Below are 17,502 nucleotides of genomic sequence, written 5' to 3'. Positions count from 1 at the left end.
GCATTTGACGGCAGAGAGGATAGGTTAGGAATATGTCTATTTGGTCCCGCATCAGCCAAGCTTTGTCCGCCCTCAGCCAGGGGGAATCCCTCGCGGAGGTTTTTGAACAGTTGCGCGCGCCGCCGGAGCGCTCTGTGGCTTTCACTATTGCGGTGATTGCGCTGGGGGCGAAGATGGCCAAAGCCGACGGTTTGGTGACTCGTGATGAGGTGACCGCCTTTCGCGAAGTCTTTCAGATTGCCCCCAAAGATGAGGCCAAGGCGGCCAAGGTTTTTAACATGGCGCGTCAGGACGTGGCGGGGTTTGAGGAATATGCCCATCGCATCAAAGGCATGTTTGGTGCGGTGCGCGGGCGGCCCGGAGATTTGATGGAAGGGCTGTTCCATATCGCCGTGGCCGATGGGGAGTATCACCCCAATGAGGATATCTTCCTCAGCCGCGTTGCGGAAATCCTCGGCATGGATGACCATTGCTTCAAAGCTTTGCGGGCGCGCTATGTGCCGGATGCGGAGCCTGATCCTTATAGCGTGTTGGGGGTGGACCCGGAGACGCCAATAGAGGATATTAGAAAGGCCTGGCGACAACTTGTGCGCGACACCCATCCGGACAGCATGATTGCGCGGGGCGTGCCTGAAGAAGCGGTGAAAATCGCTGAAAAACGTATGATTGATATCAACAGAGCCTGGGATCAGATCAACGAGGCCGCGTGATGCGCATCGCCACATACAATGTGGAGTGGTTTTCGAGCCTCTTTGATGAGGACAACAGTCTTTTGCGCGATGACGAGGCATCCGGGCGGCAAGGCGTGAGCCGGGCGGCGCAGATTGAGGCGCTGGGGCGTGTGTTCACCGAGATGGATGCGGATGCGGTGATGGTGGTGGAAGCGCCCGATCAGGGGAGGCGGAGAGACACCGTTGCGGCGCTGGAGCACTTTGCCGGACAGTTTCAGTTGCGCGCGCGCAAGGCGATCATGGGCTTTGCCAACACCACACAGCAGGAAATCGCCTTACTGTTTGATCCGGCGGCTCTGGTGCCGATGCATGACCCGCGCGGGGCGGAAGCCGGACCGGAGGGCGCGGTGGGCGCGCCTCGGTTTGACGGGGCCATGCGGATTGATCTGGATGTGGATGCGCGGGAGGATCTGGTGCGGTTTTCAAAGCCGCCGCTGGAGCTCGACGTGACCACGGCCAAGGGCCGCACCTTCCGCATGATCGGGGCGCATCTGAAATCCAAGGCTCCCCATGGCGCGCGCGGGGAGGATGAGGTCATGCGCATCTCCATTGCCAACCGGCGCAAGCAGTTGGCGCAGGCGATCTGGCTCAGGCGGCGGATCGAAGAGGATCTGGCAGCGGGCGATGATGTGATCCTGCTCGGCGATTTGAACGACGGGCCGGGGCTTGATGAGTTTGAACATCTGTTTGGTTATTCCTCGGTGGAGATCCTGATTGGGCCGGAGGATGGCGCGCGTATGTTTGACCCGCATGCGCAGGATGCGCTGCGCCACCCGTTGGCGGCACAGGCCAGCACGGCGCGGTTTCATATTGAGCGGCAGGGGCGCTATTTGTCGGCCTTGCTGGATTACGTGATGATTTCGGAAGGGCTGCGCAATGCGCGGCCAAAATGGCGCATTTGGCATCCGTTTGAAGATCATGCTTGTTGGCAGAATGCCCCGCTGCGCGAGGCTTTGCTGGCGGCGTCAGACCACTTTCCCGTGGTGCTGGACATCGATCTCTGAGCGGGGCGGCGCAGGAAGGAAGACCATGAAACAGAGATTTTTGGCTGCGAGCCTATGCGTGGCTGTGAGCCTTTCGGGAAGCGCGGGCTGGGCTGAGGAAGAAGCCGAGGGGCGCAGCCTGATGGAAGAGGGCGCGCTGTTGTTTTTCAAAGGCTTGCAGGAAGAAATGGCACCCGCGCTGGAAGGGTTGCAATCTTTCATGGAAGACGCAGGGCCGAGCATTCAGGCCTTTATGCTGGAGATGGGTCCCAAGCTGGGGGAGGTGTTTTCGCAGGTGCAGGACTGGAGCCAGTATCATGCGCCGGAGATGTTGCCCAATGGGGACATCATTCTGCGCAAGAAGGTGCCCGAGGTCATCACGCCGGAAGACGAGGGTGATGTGGGCGAAAGCAGTGAGGATGGCGCGATAGAGCTGTGAGTGCGCACGCCTGGCGCGCACCCATGGGCATAAACGCGATCTGATCAGTCGCGCACTTTCACGGTTGGGGCGGCCCCCAGCGTGTTGCAAAGCGCGTTGAAACGGGATTCTGCAACCTCGCCATACAGCGCGCCGGTGCTGGTGGGCAGACGCAGGTGCAGCTCTGCCTTCTTTGGGTAGTATTTCAGGCTGCCCATATTCTCGCTGTCGCTTTGCCAGAGCATCGCGCCAAATCGCATGGATTTGCCGATGACTTCGGCCTGATGGCGCTGTTTGTCACTCAGCAGGCGGGCAAGCTCTTCAAAGCGGGTGCCTTCAGCCTTGTTGCGGTAGCGGTGCAGCAGGGAAAGGCCGAGGAACACTCGTTCGCTGTGTTTCAACCCGCCGAGGTTTGCGCGGGTGGTGCTGTCAAACACGGTTTCAGCGCGGTAGTCGGGATGGGCGCGCCAGCTGACGTCATGCAGCAGACAGGCGGCTTTGATCAGGCGGTGCTGTTCCGGCTTGGCCGCGTTGAACAGCGGCTGGATGAAGCGGTAGAGCGCTTTGCCAAAGCCGGGGATGCGGGCGTCTTTGACTTCCATGAAGCGGCAGGCCTCAATCAGCGGATCGCGCTGGCGGATACGCTCGGGCATCTGCTCATAGAGCACGCCTTCGCGGATGCCGTAGGAGCTGATGGCGATGTCATGCGGCTTAAAGCGGCGCAGCACGCCTTTGAGCACTTCGATGGCCAGTGGGACCAGGTCCATACGGGAGCTGGAAATGCCGCAGCGCGCGCGCAGCTCGTCCGGGTCCTGAGATTGGATATATTTGGCGGTTTCGCGCACCGAAGTGGCGGTCATACGGTATTCGTGCAGCACTTTGAGCGGGTAGTTCTGCCGCTCCATGTCGATGCGGGCGATGGCCCGCCAGCTGCCACCCACGAGGAACAGGCGGTTTCGCTGGTTGCCCATCTGGTTGTAGAGCTGGTCGAGCGTGTCGTTGATGAAAGCGCGGCGGCCCTTTTTGCCGCCTTTGACATCGCGCAGCTTGAGCGGGCCAAGCGGGGAGGTCACGCGGCGGCCCACCTGACCGTCGTTGATTTCCGCAAGCTCCATCGAAGCGCCGCCAATGTCACAGATCAGTCCGTAAGCGCCGGGCCAGCCGGTGAGCACACCTTGCGCGGAGAGGCGGGCCTCTTCTGCGCCGTCGATCACGTGAATCATCACGCCGGTCTGCTCCAGCACCTCGGCACAGAAGGCCTGTCCGTCGCTGGCTTCGCGCACGGCGGCTGTGGCCACGGCTGTGAGGCCAGAGACCCGCATGGTGCGCGCAATCTGGGCAAAGCGGGCGATGGCCGAGAGCGCACGCTCGCGCCCTTTGGGGTTCAGCCTGCCGGTCTCGGCAATGCCAGCGCCCAAGGCACACATGATTTTTTCGTTGTAAAAATAGGCCGGGCTGCGGGCGGCCCCGTCAAAGACCACCAGTCGGACGGAGTTGGATCCCACATCCACCACGCCAACGCGAGACAGGGCTCGGGCTTCGGGATCTTCAAAGATGGGGCGTTCAAACAGGCTGTGATCCTGTTTCGGGTCATTGGGCATAGGCGTCTGGTCCGGCCAAAAAAGTCGCGTGGTTCTGCATCATTACTGTGCGCCACGCGGCTTTTTCGGTCAATCAGACGATGAGGTCAATCATCCGTATGGGTCAGTTTTGGCACATCTGATGCGCCAGCCGATCCGCGGCCCGAAAGGGAGGGGTTTTCCATGAAGAAACGGTGGCAGTTGAAGGCAAATGCGCCCTCAGGCACCGGCAGACGTGCAAAGCTACCGTCGGGTTTCATCACCCAGCTTTGCGCCACATCCGCAAGGTTGGCAGCCAGAACCTGACTCATGATTTGCGCTTTCACCGTGGCGTTTTTGACCTCGACCAGCGTTTCCACACGGCGTTTGAGGTTGCGGCCCATCCAGTCGGCCGAGGACATAAAGACGCGGGCCTTCTTGTTCGGAAGCTCCTGACCATTGGCAAAACACATCACGCGGGAGTGCTCCAGAAAGCGGCCGACGACGGATTTGACGCGGATGTTGTCAGAGAGCCCTTCGATGCCGGGACGCAGACAGCAGATGCCGCGCACCACGAGTGAGATCTTCACACCGGCCTGAGAGGCCTCATAGAGCGCGTCGATCACCTCCGCATCCACCAGCGAATTCATCTTGGCCCAGATCGCGGCAGGCTTGCCTGCGCGGGCATTTTCCGCCTCTGCGCCGATCATTTCCAGAAGACGGGGCTTCAGCGTGATCGGGGAGATCGCCAGATTGTCGAGCTTTTCCGGTTCCACATAGCCGGACAGGAAGTTGAACACCTTGTTGGCGTCGCGTCCCAGATCTGCGTCGCAGGTGAAAAGGCTCACATCTGTGTAAATTTTGGCGGTGATCGGGTGGTAGTTGCCGGTGCCATAGTGGGTGTAGGTGACGAGCCTGTCACCCTCGCGCCGCACCACGGTGGAGATCTTGGCGTGGGTTTTGAGATCCAAGAAGCCATAGACCACATGGGCGCCTGCGCGCTCCAGCCGGCGGGATTGGCGGATGTTGGCGGCTTCGTCAAAGCGCGCCTTCAGCTCCACCAGTGCGGTGACGGATTTGCCGTCCTCGGCGGCCTCACAAAGGGCGCTCACGATGGGGGAGTTTTTTGACGTCCGATAGAGCGTCTGTTTGATCGCCACCACATTGGGATCATGGGCGGCCTGCTGCAGGAAACGCACCACCATGTCAAAGGTCTCATAGGGGTGGTGCAGCAGCATGTCTTTCTGGCGGATCGCGGCAAACATATCGCCGTCAAAATCCTGCACTCGCTCCGGCACACGTGGTGTGAACGAGGGCCAGAGCAGATCCGGGCGCTCATCCACCACCAGTTCCTTGAGGTCGGCGAGGCCAATCATGCCCGCGATATCAACCACCTCATCGCCGCGCACTTCGAGCTCATCCATGATGAGTTTCTTAAGCGAGGCAGGGGCGTCTGCGGTGATCTTGAGGCGGACAACTTCGCCGCGGCGGCGGCGTTTCAGGGCCACCTCAAATTCGCGCACGAGGTCTTCGGCCTCGTCTTCGACCTCAAGGTCGCTGTCGCGCAATACGCGGAAGGCGCAGTGGCCTTTGACCTTGTAGCCGGGGAACACGCTGTCCAGATGCAGGATCAGCAGCTCTTCGAGCGGCAGGGCACGGACGGTGTTGCCCTCAGAGGGCAGGAAGACAAAGCGGTCGATCTGATGCGGGATCGGCAACAGGGCCTGAAGGGGGCGTTTGTTTTTCTTGCGCTCAAGCTGCAACGCCAGAGAAAAGCCGGTGTTGGGGATGAAGGGGAACGGGTGCGCCGGGTCGATGGCCAGAGGCGAGAGCACCGGGAACACGCGGTTCATGAAGATATCGGCGAGGAAGGTCTGGTCGTCTTCGGAAAGAGCCTCGCGGTCCAGAATGTGGATGTCTTTGTCTTCGAGCGCCTCGCGCAACTCGTTGAACATGCGCTGCTGTTCCTGCAGCAGGTTGCGGGCGTCTTCGTTGATCAGAACAAGCTGCTCTGCCGGGGAGTGGCCATCCTGGGCGGGGCTGGTGTGGCCTTCGCGCACAAGCTCGCGCAGACCGGCCACGCGCACGGTGTAAAATTCATCGAGGTTGGTGGCGGAAATCGACAGAAAGCGCAGGCGCTCCAAGAGCGGCACACGCGGGTTTTCGCTTTCTTCCAGCACGCGCCAGTTAAAGCCGAGCCAGCTCAGCTCACGATTGTAGAAACGGTCCGGCCCGGAGATGTCCAGATCAGGCATCGCGGTGGCGGCGGGGAAGTCGGATTTCAGAAAGTCAGCTTGGGTCATGCGGCTCTCATGCCATTGGCAGGTAACGAGAAGATGACTTTAGGGCGGATTTTGAGGAGGGTCCAGCGCAGGGGCGGTAGATGGCCGGGAAAGCGGGTGACGTTAGCGTGTCAGCGGCTCTTTGAAGCTATGCTGACACTCAACTGGCCCAATTTGTCACCATCAGCTGCGCTGGAAGATCCGTTTGGCTTTGATCAGTGGCTCAATGTAGATGCCATAAACGGTGCGGTAGTCCTGTGTTTCTTCGCCAATGCCGAAGTCCAGCTCTTCGCGCCCTTTGGGGACATAGAGCGTGCCGCCCATACGATCCCAGATCGCCAAGCCGCCCCCCATGTTTTTGTCCCAATGCTTGGGGTCGCTGGAGTGGTGGATCTGATGCATGGCGGGTGAAATCAGCCATTTCTCAATGCGCGGGCCGTAGCTGACCCAGGCTGGGCTGTGGCGCAGGACACCGCCGATGAGGTTTGAGCCGAAGAAGATCACATTTGCGCCGCCAAGCTGATAGACGGTGAGCTGATCCCCGAAAAGGCCCACGAACACCCCATTCACCAGCGCAGCAGCGCTGATCGTGCCGGTCAGGAAGAACACGGCGTCCAGCGGGTGATGGCGCTCGGCAGTGGCGAAGTTCAGATGTTCGGCGGAGTGGTGGATCTTGTGGAACTCCCAGAGTACCGGGATTTTGTGCTGCAGATAGTGCAGCCACCAGCGCATGAAGTCATTCACCACATAGAGCGAGACGGTCAGTGCCACGGCGACCCAGATTGAGCCGCTTTCGGATTGGAGATCTGCGCCAAAGGATTTCACGCCGCTGGCGACGATGGCACTCAGGCTCCAAAGCTTTTTGAGGAGCCAGTCAAAGGCCAGAACCATAATGATCGGGTTTGCGATCAGAATGATGTAGTCGATGAAAGCGGAACGCGAGCCCCAGACCTCCTTTTTAAAGAACACCGAGTGGAATTTGCGGTCATCTCCGCCCACGCGATGGGCGCATACGGCGATGGCCATGCCGCAGAGGACATAGACCCAGAAATGCCGCAGGTTTGCGTTGTGGGTTATTCCCGTGATTTTGGACAAGGCCAGTTGGGCCAGTTCGGTGATATCCATTCGCGCCCCCGCGTATGCAAATTGTTCAGTTAGAACGAATGATGCCTAAAAGTGTCTGCATTATGGCTGTCATCGTGTTTTTGGGTGGCGCGGGTGGTTTTGGGGGAGCCCCAACGGGGCGATGCCGCTTTGTGAAACAGGTTTGGCGCTTGGGCGGTGTGCGTCAACCCGCCTGATCGCGATCGTATTCCATGCGGTGTTGCCGGACCTCGGACATTTGCTCGTGCGACCAGAACACCAGCGGTTTGAGAAGCTCCAGCAGGGTGCGGCCCAGTGGGGTGAGCTCATAAGACACGGCAACCGGCGGGCCGGGGTCGACGGAGCGGGTGATATAGCCGTCACGCTGCAAGCCGCGCAGGTTTTCGGTCAGCACGCTTTGGGTGACATCACCAATGCAACGTTTGAGGCTGCCGAACCGCTTGGGTTCATCCTCCAGTGCCATGATGATGATCATGCGCCATTTGCCGGTCACGTTGGAGAGGACCGAACGAATGGAGCAGTTTGAAGCTTCCGCTTTGTTGGCAACGCCGATTGGTAGCATGTGAGGCTCTGGTATCGTTTCAAAACTAACCTGAACAGTAGCGCAGCGTGGGGCTGAATGCAAACTCCCTTTTCTATCTTGGTATGTTTGACCATACCAGGTCAGTTCAAGGTACGTAATTGCTATGAGGTAGGGATTTGATACCAAGCTTGCACAGAGACGAAACAGACACGAATCAGAGGATCAAATCATGTCACCGAAAGAACTTGTTCTCGCGCTTTTCACTGCTGCATTTACAGATCATGACCCTGAGGCCGCCCGCGCGCTGGTCACCGCAGATTACATTCAACACAATCCGCAGGTGCCGACCGGTGCCGAGGGGCTGAAGGGGCTGGTGCCGCTTGTGGAGCAGTCGGGCATGAGCGTCACAACCCACCGTGTCATCTCGGAAGGGGATCTGGTTGTGTTGCACAGCACCTTTGACAATGCCGATGCCTTTGGCGCGCCAAGTCTGGCGGCATTTGATGTGTTTCGGGTGGAGGATGGCAAGGTTGCCGAGCATTGGGACAACCTTCAGCCCATTCCGGAAACCACAATGTCAGGTCGGGGCATGACGGATGGCCCGACCGAGGTGACCGATCTGGATCGCACCGAGGAAAACAAGGCGTTGGTGCTTGGCTTTGTGCGGGACGTGCTGGGCGGCGCGGCGCCGGAAAAAGCGCCGATGTATTCCGAGGTCTACATGCAGCATAATCCGCAGCTGGCGGATGGGATTGACGGGTTGATTGCGGGCACCAAAGCCTGGGCCGAGCAGGGCTTTGTAATCACCAAGTTTGAACCGCAGATTGTGGTGGCGGAAGGCAACTTTGTTTTTGTGGCCTCAGATGCCACTGTTAGCGATCAGCCGTGGGCTTTCTTTGATCTGTGGCGGGTTGAGGATGGCAAGATTGTTGAGCACTGGGATGTGGTGTCTCCAACACCTGCGCAGATGGTGCATGACAACGGCAAATTCTAAGGACAGGCAGTCACTGGCGCGCCGATGTGTATTGGCGCGCCTTTGGGGCAGGTGTTTCAGTCCTGCTCCAGCACCCGTTTCGCCAGCACTTTGGTGATCGGGCGCTTTTCGCTGAGGGAGAGCTGGTCCACGGCTTCGACCACGCGGGCCACACCTGCAAAGGAGCGGTCCATATGTTTGGCGATGTAGCTCAGCACATCAGGGGTTGGCATCAGTTGGCGGTCGCCGAACTGTTTGGCCATCACCGCCATCAGAAGCATGTCATCGGGTTGATCCAATGTCGCCACCGTGGTGCCCTGCATCCGGCTTAGGAGATCGGGCAGGGTGAGGCCCCATTGCAATGGGGTGCCAAGCCCTGTGAGCAGGAGCGTGTTGCCCTCTGCCAAGGTCAGGTTGTGCAGGTGAAACAGCGCGGTCTGGGCCTCGGGATTGTCTGCGATCAGATGCACATCTTCCACGGCCACAGGGGTTTTGGCGAGTGCGGGCACGTCGTCTTTGTGAAGGCTCGTCGCGCTGACAATCTGCGCTTCGGCCAGGGCGGCCCACACATGGGTCAGATGGGTCTTGCCTGAGCCCAAAGGCCCTGACAGCACAAGTTTGCCACCCGCCCAATTGGGCCAGAGGTCGACAAGCCCCAGAGCCATGGCGTTGGCGGGGCTGACAAAGAAATCATCACGCCCAAGCGCTGCCCGGACGGGCAGATCAAAATTTAGCTGTTCAGCCATTGTCGTTTATTCAGCGTCCTGTGCGCCTTCGCTCTGCGAAGCGCTGTGCCCGTAGTAGAGTTTTGAGGACATGTATTGGCCTGTGGCGAAACGTGCAAGCACACCGATGGCAGCGGCGACCGGAACAGCGACCAGCATGCCGACAAATCCGAAGAGCGCGCCAAAGACGGACAGCGCCAGAAGCAGCCAGACCGGGTGCAGGCCCACCGATTTGCCAACCAGCTTGGGGGTCAGGATGTTGCCTTCCACCACCTGTCCGATGGCAAAGATGATGCCGACCAGACCGACTTGCAGCCAGTCGCCCCAGAATTGAAACAGCGCCAGACCAATGGCGAGCGCGCCCCCAATCAGAGCGCCAAGGTAAGGGATAAAGGTCACAAGGCCCGCGATGGAGCCAACCACGAGGCCAAATTGCAGCCCTACGACCATCAGGGCGACGGCGTAGTAGGTGCCTAGGATCAGACAGACGGTGCCCATGCCGCGCACAAATGAAGCCAGTGTTTTGTCGATGTCGCTGGCAAGACGGCGAATGATCGGCGCGTGATCACGGGGCAGCAGCCCGTCGACCTCGGCCACCATCCGGTCCCAATCGAGCAGAAGATAAAAGGCCACCACCGGCGCGATCACCAGAAGGGTCACCACATTGAGCACAGACATGGCGGAGCTGAGCGCGGTCTGCAAAAACGCGCCGCCGCGTTCTTTGAGAACCGCTCCAAGCTGCTGCAGGGTCTGGTGCATGACCGAGTCCGGTTGCTGCATGCTGGGGAATTTGGCGGCTACAAAGGCGCGCACCTGTTGCACCACTTCGGGCAGGGTCTCCACAAGCGCGATGAACTGCTGGATCAGGGTTGGCACCACAGCGAGCACCAAAACCGCAAAGACCAGAAGCCCCACCAGCGTAATCAGCGCGGTGGCGGCAGCCCGAGAAAGGCCACTGTTTTCAAGGCGGTCGGCAACCGGATCCAGGAAATAGGCAATCGCGCCGCCCAGCACGAAGGGCAGCAACACATGCCCGAGCGCCCAAAGCAACAGGGCAGATACCAGAACAAAAATACCCCAGAACTGAAATTGCTTTTTGGCGGGAAGGGCCATGTAACCGATGCTCCAAGTTGACTTAACTGGGCACAGTCATCGCCGAAGCGGCCCTAGGTTGCAAGCATAAGTGGTTTTCCTGCCCTTGCCAAAACGGCGGGGCAGGTTGTGGCTTATGCGTGGAGGCGGAACGGCTCAAGCACCGACAGCAAATCAATTCTTTTCAGAGGCTTGGCCAGACAATCGTCAAAGCCTGCGTCAAGATAGCTTTGCACCTGTTCGGGGAAGGCATTTGCCGTCACAGCCACCAGTTTGGTGCATCCGGCGGAGACACCGGAGGCAGGATCTGTGCGCAGGGCCTGAGCGATCTGATCGCCGCTGAAATCGGGCATCTGAATGTCGACAAACAGGAAGTCAAAGCGCGTGTCGCGCGCCTGTTGCAGCGCGGTGGCGCCGTTGGTGGCGGTTTTTACCGATGCGCCCATGCTCTCCAGCATCTTTGACAGCACAAGGCGGTTGACCGAGCTGTCGTCCGCGACCAGTGCCTCTTTGCCCGCATAGGCATTGTGCAGGATTTCCGGCGAGATCTTTTGCTCGTCCTGCGCATCGGTGATCGGCATTGGCAGGGTCACATGGAATGTTGTGCCTTCGCCCAGTTTGCTCTCTACCTCGATCTCGCCGCCCATGAGGTCGACCAGTTTTTTGACAATGGACAGGCCAAGACCGGTGCCGCCTTTGCGGCGCGCCACAGAGGCGGTGGCCTGTGTGTAGGGTTGGAACAGGCGGCTCAGCTGTTTCTCATCCATGCCGCTGCCGGTGTCTGAAATACTGAAACGCAAGCCGGTTGGCAGGGTGTGCAGGGTGATGCCCACAGCGCCGCTGTCGGTGAATTTGATGGCGTTGCTGATGAGGTTGCCCAGAATTTGACGCAGGCGGAATTCATCCCCCAAGCGCAACAAATCGGTGCAGGCGCCTTGCTCCTCATAGGTCAAAGACAGCGCTTTGGCCTCAGAGCTGCCCCGATAAAGCGCCATCACCGCATGTGTGGTTTCAGCGGCGGAGAAGGGGAGCTCCTCCAGCGTGAGTTCGCCGGCGTCAATTTTGCTGAGGTCCAGCGAGTCATTGAGGATGCGCAGCAGACCCATGGACGAGGTCTCAATAGAGCTGAGCAGATCCACACATTCGCTGTTTTTGGGTTTGTCGCTGGCATATTCATTCAGCATGTCCACCGAGCCAATGATGCCATTGAGCGGCGTGCGGATTTCATGGGCCATATGGGCCAGAAATGTTTCGCGTGCCTCTGCGGCCCGCTGTGCAAGCGCTTCGGCTTCCTTGGCTTCGACCAGCGCAGCTTTGAGGGCGATCTGCTCGTTCACGCAACGCGCGATCTGCTGCAGCGTGCGCTGATCTTCCGCGCTCCAATCCCGCGGCTCGGGCGTGGCCGCGCAGAGGGCGCCAATCGGTGTGCCATCGGGCAGGTGGATGGGCATCCCAAGATAGCCGATCACATTAAGATCTTTGATGGCGCCGTTGAATTTGAGCACAGGGTGATCGCGGGCGTCTGAGACAACCAGCGGCGCGTTGCTGGCGCGTACATGCTGACAGAACGAATGGCTGAGCGGTGTCTGGCGCGCCTCGGCATAGGCCGGAGGCAAGCCGACATGGCTTTTGAAATATTGCCGGTCTTCGCTGGGCTGCACGATAGAAACCAGAGCAACGGGCGCACCGAGCACGCGGCTCGCCAAGGAGCTCAGGTTGTCGAAGGCCTGTTCTTCTGCCGCGTCTACAAGCTCAAGCGCCTGTAGGGTGCGGTCGTCAGCCGGCGACATATTGGATGCCGGTTTCACAGGAATGTTCATCTTCTAGCTCATGCGTTCGCGGTTTAGACTGGGCGGTTGCCCGATGCGCCCAAAAAACCAAAGGGCGCAGCCAGTTGTGCAAAGACCCGACTTCGTAATCTCAGTGCAGCCTGCGGTCTACGCATATATCTAGTGCGTTTAGCGTTAATCCAAGGTGAAATTTCATACGTAACTCCCCTTATTTAATACAAACTTTACCTATTGAGCGGTTGTTCGCCCGCGCCTGAGGTCGATCGGCGAACTTGCGCTCTCGACGCGCGCGCCAAATTATTTTTTCGTGAGCGGGCCTGGTCTCCTCCCACTTGGTTGGTTGCGAACAGGGGGAACGTCCGGTGGGATATCTCTGGCTATATGCGGGCTTGGCTTGCCTCGCGGCAAGCTTTGGGCTAGCCCATGGCGAACGCTGACATACGCGCGCCCAGAGCTATGAGTGGGCCGCCCCATTGGAGAGAAAACCGCAGATGCGCCTGTCCCGCTATTTCCTGCCTGTGTTGAAAGAAACGCCTGCTGAAGCGCAGATTGTGAGCCACCGCCTGATGTTGCGCGCTGGTATGATCAAGCAATCCAGCGCCGGGATTTACTCCTGGCTGCCGCTGGGCTTCAAAGTGCTGCGCAAGATCGAGAACATCGTGCATGAAGAGCAGGTGCGCGCGGGCCACATTCCAATGCAGATGCCAACACTGCAGTCGGCGGACCTCTGGAAAGAGAGCGGCCGTTATGACGCTTATGGCGAAGAGATGCTGCGCATCAAAGACCGCCATGACCGCGACATTCTTTATACGCCAACCGCAGAAGAGCTGATCACCGATATCTTCCGTTCCAATGTGAGCTCTTACAAAGATCTGCCGCTGACCATGTATCAGATCCAGTGGAAGTTCCGCGACGAGATCCGCCCGCGTTTCGGCGTGATGCGGGGCCGCGAATTCTACATGAAAGACGGCTACAACTTTGACCTCACCAAAGAGGACGCGCTGCACGCCTATAACCGCCATCTGGTGAGCTATCTGCGCACCTATGAGCGGATGGGGCTTCAGGCGATCCCGATGCGTGCGGATGGTGGCCCGATTGGCGGCGACTACACCCACGAATTCCTCGTGCTGGCGGAAACCGGTGAGTCTGAGGTGTTCTATGACAGCGCGGTGACCGATCTGACCTTTGGCGATCGTGAGATCGACTATGACAGCGTAGCGCAGTGTCAGGGCGTGCTGGAGGAGTTCACCTCCAAATACGCGCGCACCGATGAGACCCATGACGAGGCGCTGTTCAACGAGATCCCGCAAGAGCGCCGCCGTGTGGCGCGCGGCATCGAGGTGGGGCAGATTTTCTACTTCGGCACCAAATACTCTGACGCGCTGAACGCGCAGGTGCAGACCGCTGAAGGCGAAAAAGTCTCTGTGCATATGGGCAGCCACGGCATCGGTGTGAGCCGCCTGCTGGGCGCCATCATCGAGGCGAGCCATGATGACAAGGGCATCATCTGGCCCGAAGGTGTGACCCCGTTCCATGCGGGCATCGTGAACCTCAAGCAGGGTGACGCAGAAGCCGATGCCGCCTGTGAAGCGCTTGAAAAAGCGCTGATCGCAGCGGGTCTGGAGCCGCTTTATGACGACCGCAAGGAGCGTGCGGGCGGCAAGTTTGCCACCATGGACCTGATTGGTTTGCCATGGCGCATCACCGTTGGCCCACGTGGTCTGAAGAACGGTGTGGTCGAGCTGACCAGCCGCCGCACCGGGGAGAGTGAAGAGCTGTCCCCAGAAGCGGCCGTGGCCAAGCTGATCGAGATCTACGCCGATCACCGTGTGGTTGGGCTGTAAACACAGCTGATAAAATGTGCGCCTTGCGGCGCGCTTGATTTTGAAAACCCCCGCAAGTCTGCGGGGGGGGGTTGTTGCCTCCGGCGGGGATATTTGGCGCAAGAGGAAAGGCTCCGTTTTGCGCTCAGTGTTGCCGATGGCAGCGCGCTGCCGGGTTGACCCTGTGAAAGGGGGCTCATAGGGTCGCGCTCAACCAAAAACCGGAGCAGACATGGCAGGCAGAACCGCCCCTTTTTCCCGATTTGAGTGGATGATCGCTTGGCGTTATCTGCGCGCGCGGCGCGCCGAAGGCGGCGTGAGTGTGATGACCTGGATCAGCCTGATTGGCATCACGCTGGCGGTGTTTGCGCTGATAGCCACGCTGGCGGTGCGCGCGGGCTTTCGGGCAGAGTTTGTTGACACGATTTTGGGCGCGAATGCCCATGCAACCATCTATCAGCGTGGGGAAATTTCGGACACCGGGCAGATTGATCGCACCCTTCACGACTTTGACGAGATGGCGGCGCGCCTGCGGGCGGTGCCCGGGGTGACACGTGCGGCTCCACTAGTCAAAGGACAGGTGATGGCGAATATGCGCAGCCGCAATGCGGGCGTGGAGGTCTTTGGCATGCGGGCTGAGGATCTGGCGGAGCTGCCGCGGATTGCCGATCCGGAGACCAGCGATGGGGATCTGGCCCGCTTTGGCGAGGGCATCGCCATTGGTTCCGGCGTGGCGCGCGAGCTGGGGGCGCTGGTGGGCGACCGGATCAAGATTATTTCGCCCAACGGGGTGAAAACCGCCTTTGGCACCTCCCCGCGGGTGAGCAGCTATGAGGTGGTCTATATCTTCTCCGCCGGGCGCTATGACATTGATCGCACTCGGGTTTATCTGCCATTTGAGGCGGCGCAGACCTTCTTTGATCGCGATGGTGTTGCCGATGAGATCGAGGTGATGGTGGCTGATCCGGAACACGTGGGCGACATGGCTGTTCCGCTGTTGCAGGCGGGCGGCGACAGGGCGCTGGTCTGGACCTGGCAGCAGGCTTCGGGGGGCTTTCTGAATGCATTGGAAGTAGAGGACAATGTGATGTTTGTGATCCTCTCGGTGCTCGTGCTGATCGCGACCATGAACATCGTTTCGGGCCTTGTGATGCTGGTGAAAAACAAGGGGCGCGACATTGGTATTCTACGCACCATGGGGCTGACCGAAGGCTCTGTTCTGAGGGTGTTTTTCATCTGCGGGGCCTTCACCGGAGTGATTGGTACGGTGATGGGCGTGCTGCTGGGCTGCCTGTTTGCGATCTACATCGATCCGATTTTTTCCTTTGTAAACGTACTGTTGGGCGGTGAGGCCTGGGATCCGTCGATTCGCAATATCTATCACCTGCCGGCGCGGTTGCAGATGGAGGATGTGATAAGCGCGGTGAGCCTGTCGCTAGGACTGTCCTTCATTGTGACGATCTTTCCGGCGCGGCGGGCAGCGCGGATGAACCCCGTGGAGGCGCTGCGCTATGAATGATGTTGCGCTGAAACTTGAGGGCGTAGAAAAGCGCTATAACAAGGGCTTAGCCGGTGAAATCCATGTCCTGCGCGGGGCGGAGCTGCGCCTGAAGGCGGGCGAGATGGTGGCGCTTGTGGCCCCGTCAGGCGCGGGGAAGTCCACGCTTCTGCATATGGCGGGATTGCTTGACACACCGGACGCGGGGACGGTGGAAATTGGCGGGCAGATGCTCTCTGGTAAGTCTGACCGGCAGCGCACAAAGGCGCGGCGGCAGGACATCGGTTTTGTCTATCAGTTTCACCATTTGTTGCCAGAATTCAGTGCCCTAGAGAATATCGCTTTGCCGCAGATGGCCAATGGGGTGGCAAAAGGGGCCGCCTCAGAGCGCGGGCGGGCCTTGCTGGAAACCGTAGGCGTGGCACATCGGGCGGATCACCGGCCAGCGGAGCTGTCTGGCGGGGAGCAGCAGCGGGTGGCGTTTTGTCGGGCGCTGGCCAATAAGCCACGGATTTTGTTGGCAGATGAGCCGACAGGGAACCTTGACCCAACCACCAGCGATCAGGTGTTTGACGCGTTGATGACGCTTGTGCGGGAGACCGGGCTGGCGGCATTGGTGGCGACGCATAATATGGAGCTGGCGGCGCGGATGGACCGTGTGGTGCGGCTTGAAAACGGGCTGCTGGTTGACGGCTGAATTTCTCGGCTGAGGCGGGTGTTGCGTGAGAGGTTAGTGGGCCCGATTGGCCCTGTTTGAAACGTCGGTAACGCGGCTGTATTGCGGCGGTTCAATATCTTGGGGCAGGGGCGTTTGTGAACGCAAGGGGCGTTGCGTCGCATGCTGGCCTTGGCCCCAGAACAAGCCGAAGGCGCTGGTGCAGCGCCCGACCGTCCGCAGGGCGGGCGCTTTGGCGACGGGGCGCGGCAGCTTGATGAAACAGGATGTGTTTGGTCGGCATAAGCGGACAGGTTGCCAACTGGGTGCGCCCACCCCCGGTCGGGCTTTGGGCAGGGGCGCGTTTATACGCTCATTGCCAGCACGCGGCTGATTTCGGTGAGGCTGCGGCCGGATTGCTCCATCCAGATGTTGAAGGCCTCCTGCACCTTTTTCATCGCGCCTTTGGAAGTGGGCTGTTTGTCCACCACGCCTTCGGCGATCAGGCGGGCGACCACGTCGCGGGATAGGATGAAGCTGTCTTTGCCCAAGAAGCGCAGCGCATATTGACCGGTGTTGCCACCGATGCGGGAGCCGCCTTTTTTCATAAATTCGAGCAGGCCGACATAGTCGGTTGCGGCCCAGCCGCCGAGCACCACCCCCGCGCCGCCCTCTGCGCGCAGGGATTGGATGAAGTGGGCGTTCTCGATCACGGTGCGGATTTTGGGGCCGTTGCGCACGATGTCTGAGTTGGACATCAGGCGGTCCATATCCTCGTCATGCAGAAAGGCGCAGCGGTCCACATCAAATCCATGGAAGGCGGCCTCAAAGCCCTCCCATTTGTTCTCGATGACCTGCCAGTTGAAGCCCGCTTGAAACACGCCTTTGGTGAATTGGGCAAGCCAGCGGTCCTCTGGGATATGCGCAAGCTCTTCGGCGGATTTGGGTTTGGTCAGTTGGGCCTCAAGCGCGGCAGGGCCGCCTTTGCGGTCGGCGGTGATGGCGAAGATCTCGTCGAAGGGGCGCATGGGGTGGTCCTTTGGGTGGCGTTGATCTTCAGAACATTGTTCCGATTTCTTGGATGAGTGCCAGAGGTTTGTCTGCGCAGTTTCTCAAGTGGTTTGATCAGAATTGCACAAGGTTTATTGCTGAGCCGCCGCGCGCGGACTGAGGGGGGAGCGAAGCGCCCGCGTTTTGCTGGAGGCAAACCTCGGGGTTGACGGGGGCGGCTCACCTCGCGGGAGCTTGCTGGGCAAGCCCCTGTCGGTCGGCGGGGCGCTGCCAAAGCGCAGCTTTGGCTTAAGAGGGGGCTTTGCGATTGCGAAAGGCGACGAAGATTTTGATGA

General features: G+C 59.7%; 16 protein-coding genes. 8 read left to right on the top strand and 8 right to left on the bottom strand.

What is annotated here, in order from left to right; translation table 11 throughout:
- Window positions 1-32 precede the first annotated feature (32 nt).
- The 3 genes from J7412_RS20180 to J7412_RS20170 are packed head-to-tail and all read left to right on the top strand — an operon-like array spanning window position 33 to window position 2,153.
- On the top strand, window positions 33-710 hold the full coding sequence (locus tag J7412_RS20180) for a molecular chaperone DjiA (protein WP_209063862.1): 678 nt from the start codon (window positions 33-35) through the stop codon (window positions 708-710).
- Window positions 710-1,735: an endonuclease/exonuclease/phosphatase family protein gene (locus J7412_RS20175; protein WP_209081086.1), complete on the top strand. Its 1,026-nt coding sequence runs from the start codon at window positions 710-712 to the stop codon at window positions 1,733-1,735. The genes J7412_RS20180 and J7412_RS20175 overlap by 1 nt, the downstream gene beginning before the upstream one ends.
- 25 nt (window positions 1,736-1,760) lie before the next feature.
- A complete protein-coding gene (locus tag J7412_RS20170; RefSeq protein WP_209081084.1) occupies window positions 1,761-2,153 on the top strand; it encodes a hypothetical protein in 393 nt (130 codons plus the stop codon).
- Between the two features lie 44 nt (window positions 2,154-2,197).
- Here the strand turns inward: J7412_RS20170 and J7412_RS20165 are convergent, their stop codons facing one another.
- The 4 genes from J7412_RS20165 to J7412_RS20150 form a co-directional block, all read right to left on the bottom strand.
- On the bottom strand, window positions 2,198-3,733 hold the full coding sequence (locus J7412_RS20165; protein WP_209081076.1) for a Ppx/GppA family phosphatase: 1,536 nt from the start codon (window positions 3,731-3,733) through the stop codon (window positions 2,198-2,200).
- Between the two features lie 86 nt (window positions 3,734-3,819).
- Window positions 3,820-5,994, bottom strand: coding sequence for an RNA degradosome polyphosphate kinase (locus J7412_RS20160; RefSeq protein WP_209081063.1), 2,175 nt, complete (start codon window positions 5,992-5,994; stop codon window positions 3,820-3,822).
- 162 nt (window positions 5,995-6,156) lie between these two features.
- On the bottom strand, window positions 6,157-7,098 hold the full coding sequence (locus J7412_RS20155; protein ID WP_209081061.1) for a sterol desaturase family protein: 942 nt from the start codon (window positions 7,096-7,098) through the stop codon (window positions 6,157-6,159).
- Window positions 7,099-7,261: 163 nt separating this feature from the next.
- Window positions 7,262-7,639: a helix-turn-helix domain-containing protein gene (locus J7412_RS20150; protein WP_209063850.1), complete on the bottom strand. Its 378-nt coding sequence runs from the start codon at window positions 7,637-7,639 to the stop codon at window positions 7,262-7,264.
- Between the two features lie 190 nt (window positions 7,640-7,829).
- Here J7412_RS20150 and J7412_RS20145 point away from each other — a divergent pair, with 190 nt between their 5' ends.
- Window positions 7,830-8,594 carry a nuclear transport factor 2 family protein gene (locus J7412_RS20145; protein WP_209081060.1) on the top strand — a complete coding sequence of 255 codons (765 nt, stop codon included), beginning with the start codon at window positions 7,830-7,832 and terminating at the stop codon, window positions 8,592-8,594.
- 56 nt (window positions 8,595-8,650) lie between these two features.
- Here the strand turns inward: J7412_RS20145 and J7412_RS20140 are convergent, their stop codons facing one another.
- From J7412_RS20140 to J7412_RS20130, 3 genes are all read right to left on the bottom strand, one after another.
- Entirely contained in the window at window positions 8,651-9,319 is a 669-nt protein-coding gene (locus J7412_RS20140; protein WP_209063846.1) for a DnaA/Hda family protein, read from the bottom strand.
- A 6-nt stretch (window positions 9,320-9,325) separates the two neighbouring features.
- Complete coding sequence (locus J7412_RS20135) at window positions 9,326-10,411, bottom strand: AI-2E family transporter (protein WP_209081058.1); 1,086 nt, start codon at window positions 10,409-10,411, stop codon at window positions 9,326-9,328.
- A gap of 113 nt (window positions 10,412-10,524) precedes the next feature.
- Window positions 10,525-12,210, bottom strand: coding sequence for an ATP-binding protein (locus tag J7412_RS20130; RefSeq protein ID WP_209081056.1), 1,686 nt, complete (start codon window positions 12,208-12,210; stop codon window positions 10,525-10,527).
- 461 nt (window positions 12,211-12,671) lie between these two features.
- Between J7412_RS20130 and proS the strand changes: the two genes are divergently transcribed.
- The 4 genes from proS (at window position 12,672) to J7412_RS22065 (ending at window position 16,462) form a co-directional block, all read left to right on the top strand.
- Window positions 12,672-14,024 (top strand): proline--tRNA ligase, encoded by a 1,353-nt coding sequence (proS, locus tag J7412_RS20125; RefSeq protein WP_209081054.1) that lies wholly within the window; start codon window positions 12,672-12,674, stop codon window positions 14,022-14,024.
- 211 nt (window positions 14,025-14,235) lie between these two features.
- Window positions 14,236-15,522 carry a lipoprotein-releasing ABC transporter permease subunit gene (locus J7412_RS20120; protein WP_247744030.1) on the top strand — a complete coding sequence of 429 codons (1,287 nt, stop codon included), beginning with the start codon at window positions 14,236-14,238 and terminating at the stop codon, window positions 15,520-15,522.
- Window positions 15,515-16,198 (top strand): ABC transporter ATP-binding protein, encoded by a 684-nt coding sequence (locus J7412_RS20115; protein WP_209081052.1) that lies wholly within the window; start codon window positions 15,515-15,517, stop codon window positions 16,196-16,198. Before J7412_RS20120 ends, J7412_RS20115 begins: the two co-directional genes overlap by 8 nt.
- A 141-nt stretch (window positions 16,199-16,339) precedes the next feature.
- Window positions 16,340-16,462: a hypothetical protein gene (locus tag J7412_RS22065; protein WP_280637756.1), complete on the top strand. Its 123-nt coding sequence runs from the start codon at window positions 16,340-16,342 to the stop codon at window positions 16,460-16,462.
- 59 nt (window positions 16,463-16,521) lie between these two features.
- Here the strand turns inward: J7412_RS22065 and J7412_RS20110 are convergent, their stop codons facing one another.
- The gene (locus J7412_RS20110; protein WP_209081050.1) at window positions 16,522-17,184 is read right to left on the bottom strand and encodes a DNA-3-methyladenine glycosylase I; all 663 of its coding nucleotides are present in this window, start codon (window positions 17,182-17,184) and stop codon (window positions 16,522-16,524) included.
- Window positions 17,185-17,502: the final 318 nt, after the last annotated feature.

This window comes from Shimia sp. R9_3 (genome assembly GCF_017743755.1).
GTDB lineage: Bacteria > Pseudomonadota > Alphaproteobacteria > Rhodobacterales > Rhodobacteraceae > Shimia.
The sequence above is the reverse complement of the archived record's forward strand: the minus strand, read 5'-3'. Positions and strand labels throughout refer to the sequence as shown.

What these genes read in the sequence shown, in the direction of transcription:
- J7412_RS20180 (WP_209063862.1), top strand. Translation starts at nt 33, where the DNA reads ATGTCTATTTGGTCCCGCATCAGCCAAGCTTTGTCCGCCCTCAGCCAG.
- J7412_RS20175 (WP_209081086.1), top strand. Translation starts at nt 710, where the DNA reads ATGCGCATCGCCACATACAATGTGGAGTGGTTTTCGAGCCTCTTTGAT.
- J7412_RS20170 (WP_209081084.1), top strand. Translation starts at nt 1,761, where the DNA reads ATGAAACAGAGATTTTTGGCTGCGAGCCTATGCGTGGCTGTGAGCCTT.
- J7412_RS20165 (WP_209081076.1), bottom strand. Translation starts at nt 3,733, where the DNA reads ATGCCCAATGACCCGAAACAGGATCACAGCCTGTTTGAACGCCCCATC.
- J7412_RS20160 (WP_209081063.1), bottom strand. Translation starts at nt 5,994, where the DNA reads ATGACCCAAGCTGACTTTCTGAAATCCGACTTCCCCGCCGCCACCGCG.
- J7412_RS20155 (WP_209081061.1), bottom strand. Translation starts at nt 7,098, where the DNA reads ATGGATATCACCGAACTGGCCCAACTGGCCTTGTCCAAAATCACGGGA.
- J7412_RS20150 (WP_209063850.1), bottom strand. Translation starts at nt 7,639, where the DNA reads ATGCTACCAATCGGCGTTGCCAACAAAGCGGAAGCTTCAAACTGCTCC.
- J7412_RS20145 (WP_209081060.1), top strand. Translation starts at nt 7,830, where the DNA reads ATGTCACCGAAAGAACTTGTTCTCGCGCTTTTCACTGCTGCATTTACA.
- J7412_RS20140 (WP_209063846.1), bottom strand. Translation starts at nt 9,319, where the DNA reads ATGGCTGAACAGCTAAATTTTGATCTGCCCGTCCGGGCAGCGCTTGGG.
- J7412_RS20135 (WP_209081058.1), bottom strand. Translation starts at nt 10,411, where the DNA reads ATGGCCCTTCCCGCCAAAAAGCAATTTCAGTTCTGGGGTATTTTTGTT.
- J7412_RS20130 (WP_209081056.1), bottom strand. Translation starts at nt 12,210, where the DNA reads ATGAACATTCCTGTGAAACCGGCATCCAATATGTCGCCGGCTGACGAC.
- proS (WP_209081054.1), top strand. Translation starts at nt 12,672, where the DNA reads ATGCGCCTGTCCCGCTATTTCCTGCCTGTGTTGAAAGAAACGCCTGCT.
- J7412_RS20120 (WP_247744030.1), top strand. Translation starts at nt 14,236, where the DNA reads ATGGCAGGCAGAACCGCCCCTTTTTCCCGATTTGAGTGGATGATCGCT.
- J7412_RS20115 (WP_209081052.1), top strand. Translation starts at nt 15,515, where the DNA reads ATGAATGATGTTGCGCTGAAACTTGAGGGCGTAGAAAAGCGCTATAAC.
- J7412_RS22065 (WP_280637756.1), top strand. Translation starts at nt 16,340, where the DNA reads ATGCTGGCCTTGGCCCCAGAACAAGCCGAAGGCGCTGGTGCAGCGCCC.
- J7412_RS20110 (WP_209081050.1), bottom strand. Translation starts at nt 17,184, where the DNA reads ATGCGCCCCTTCGACGAGATCTTCGCCATCACCGCCGACCGCAAAGGC.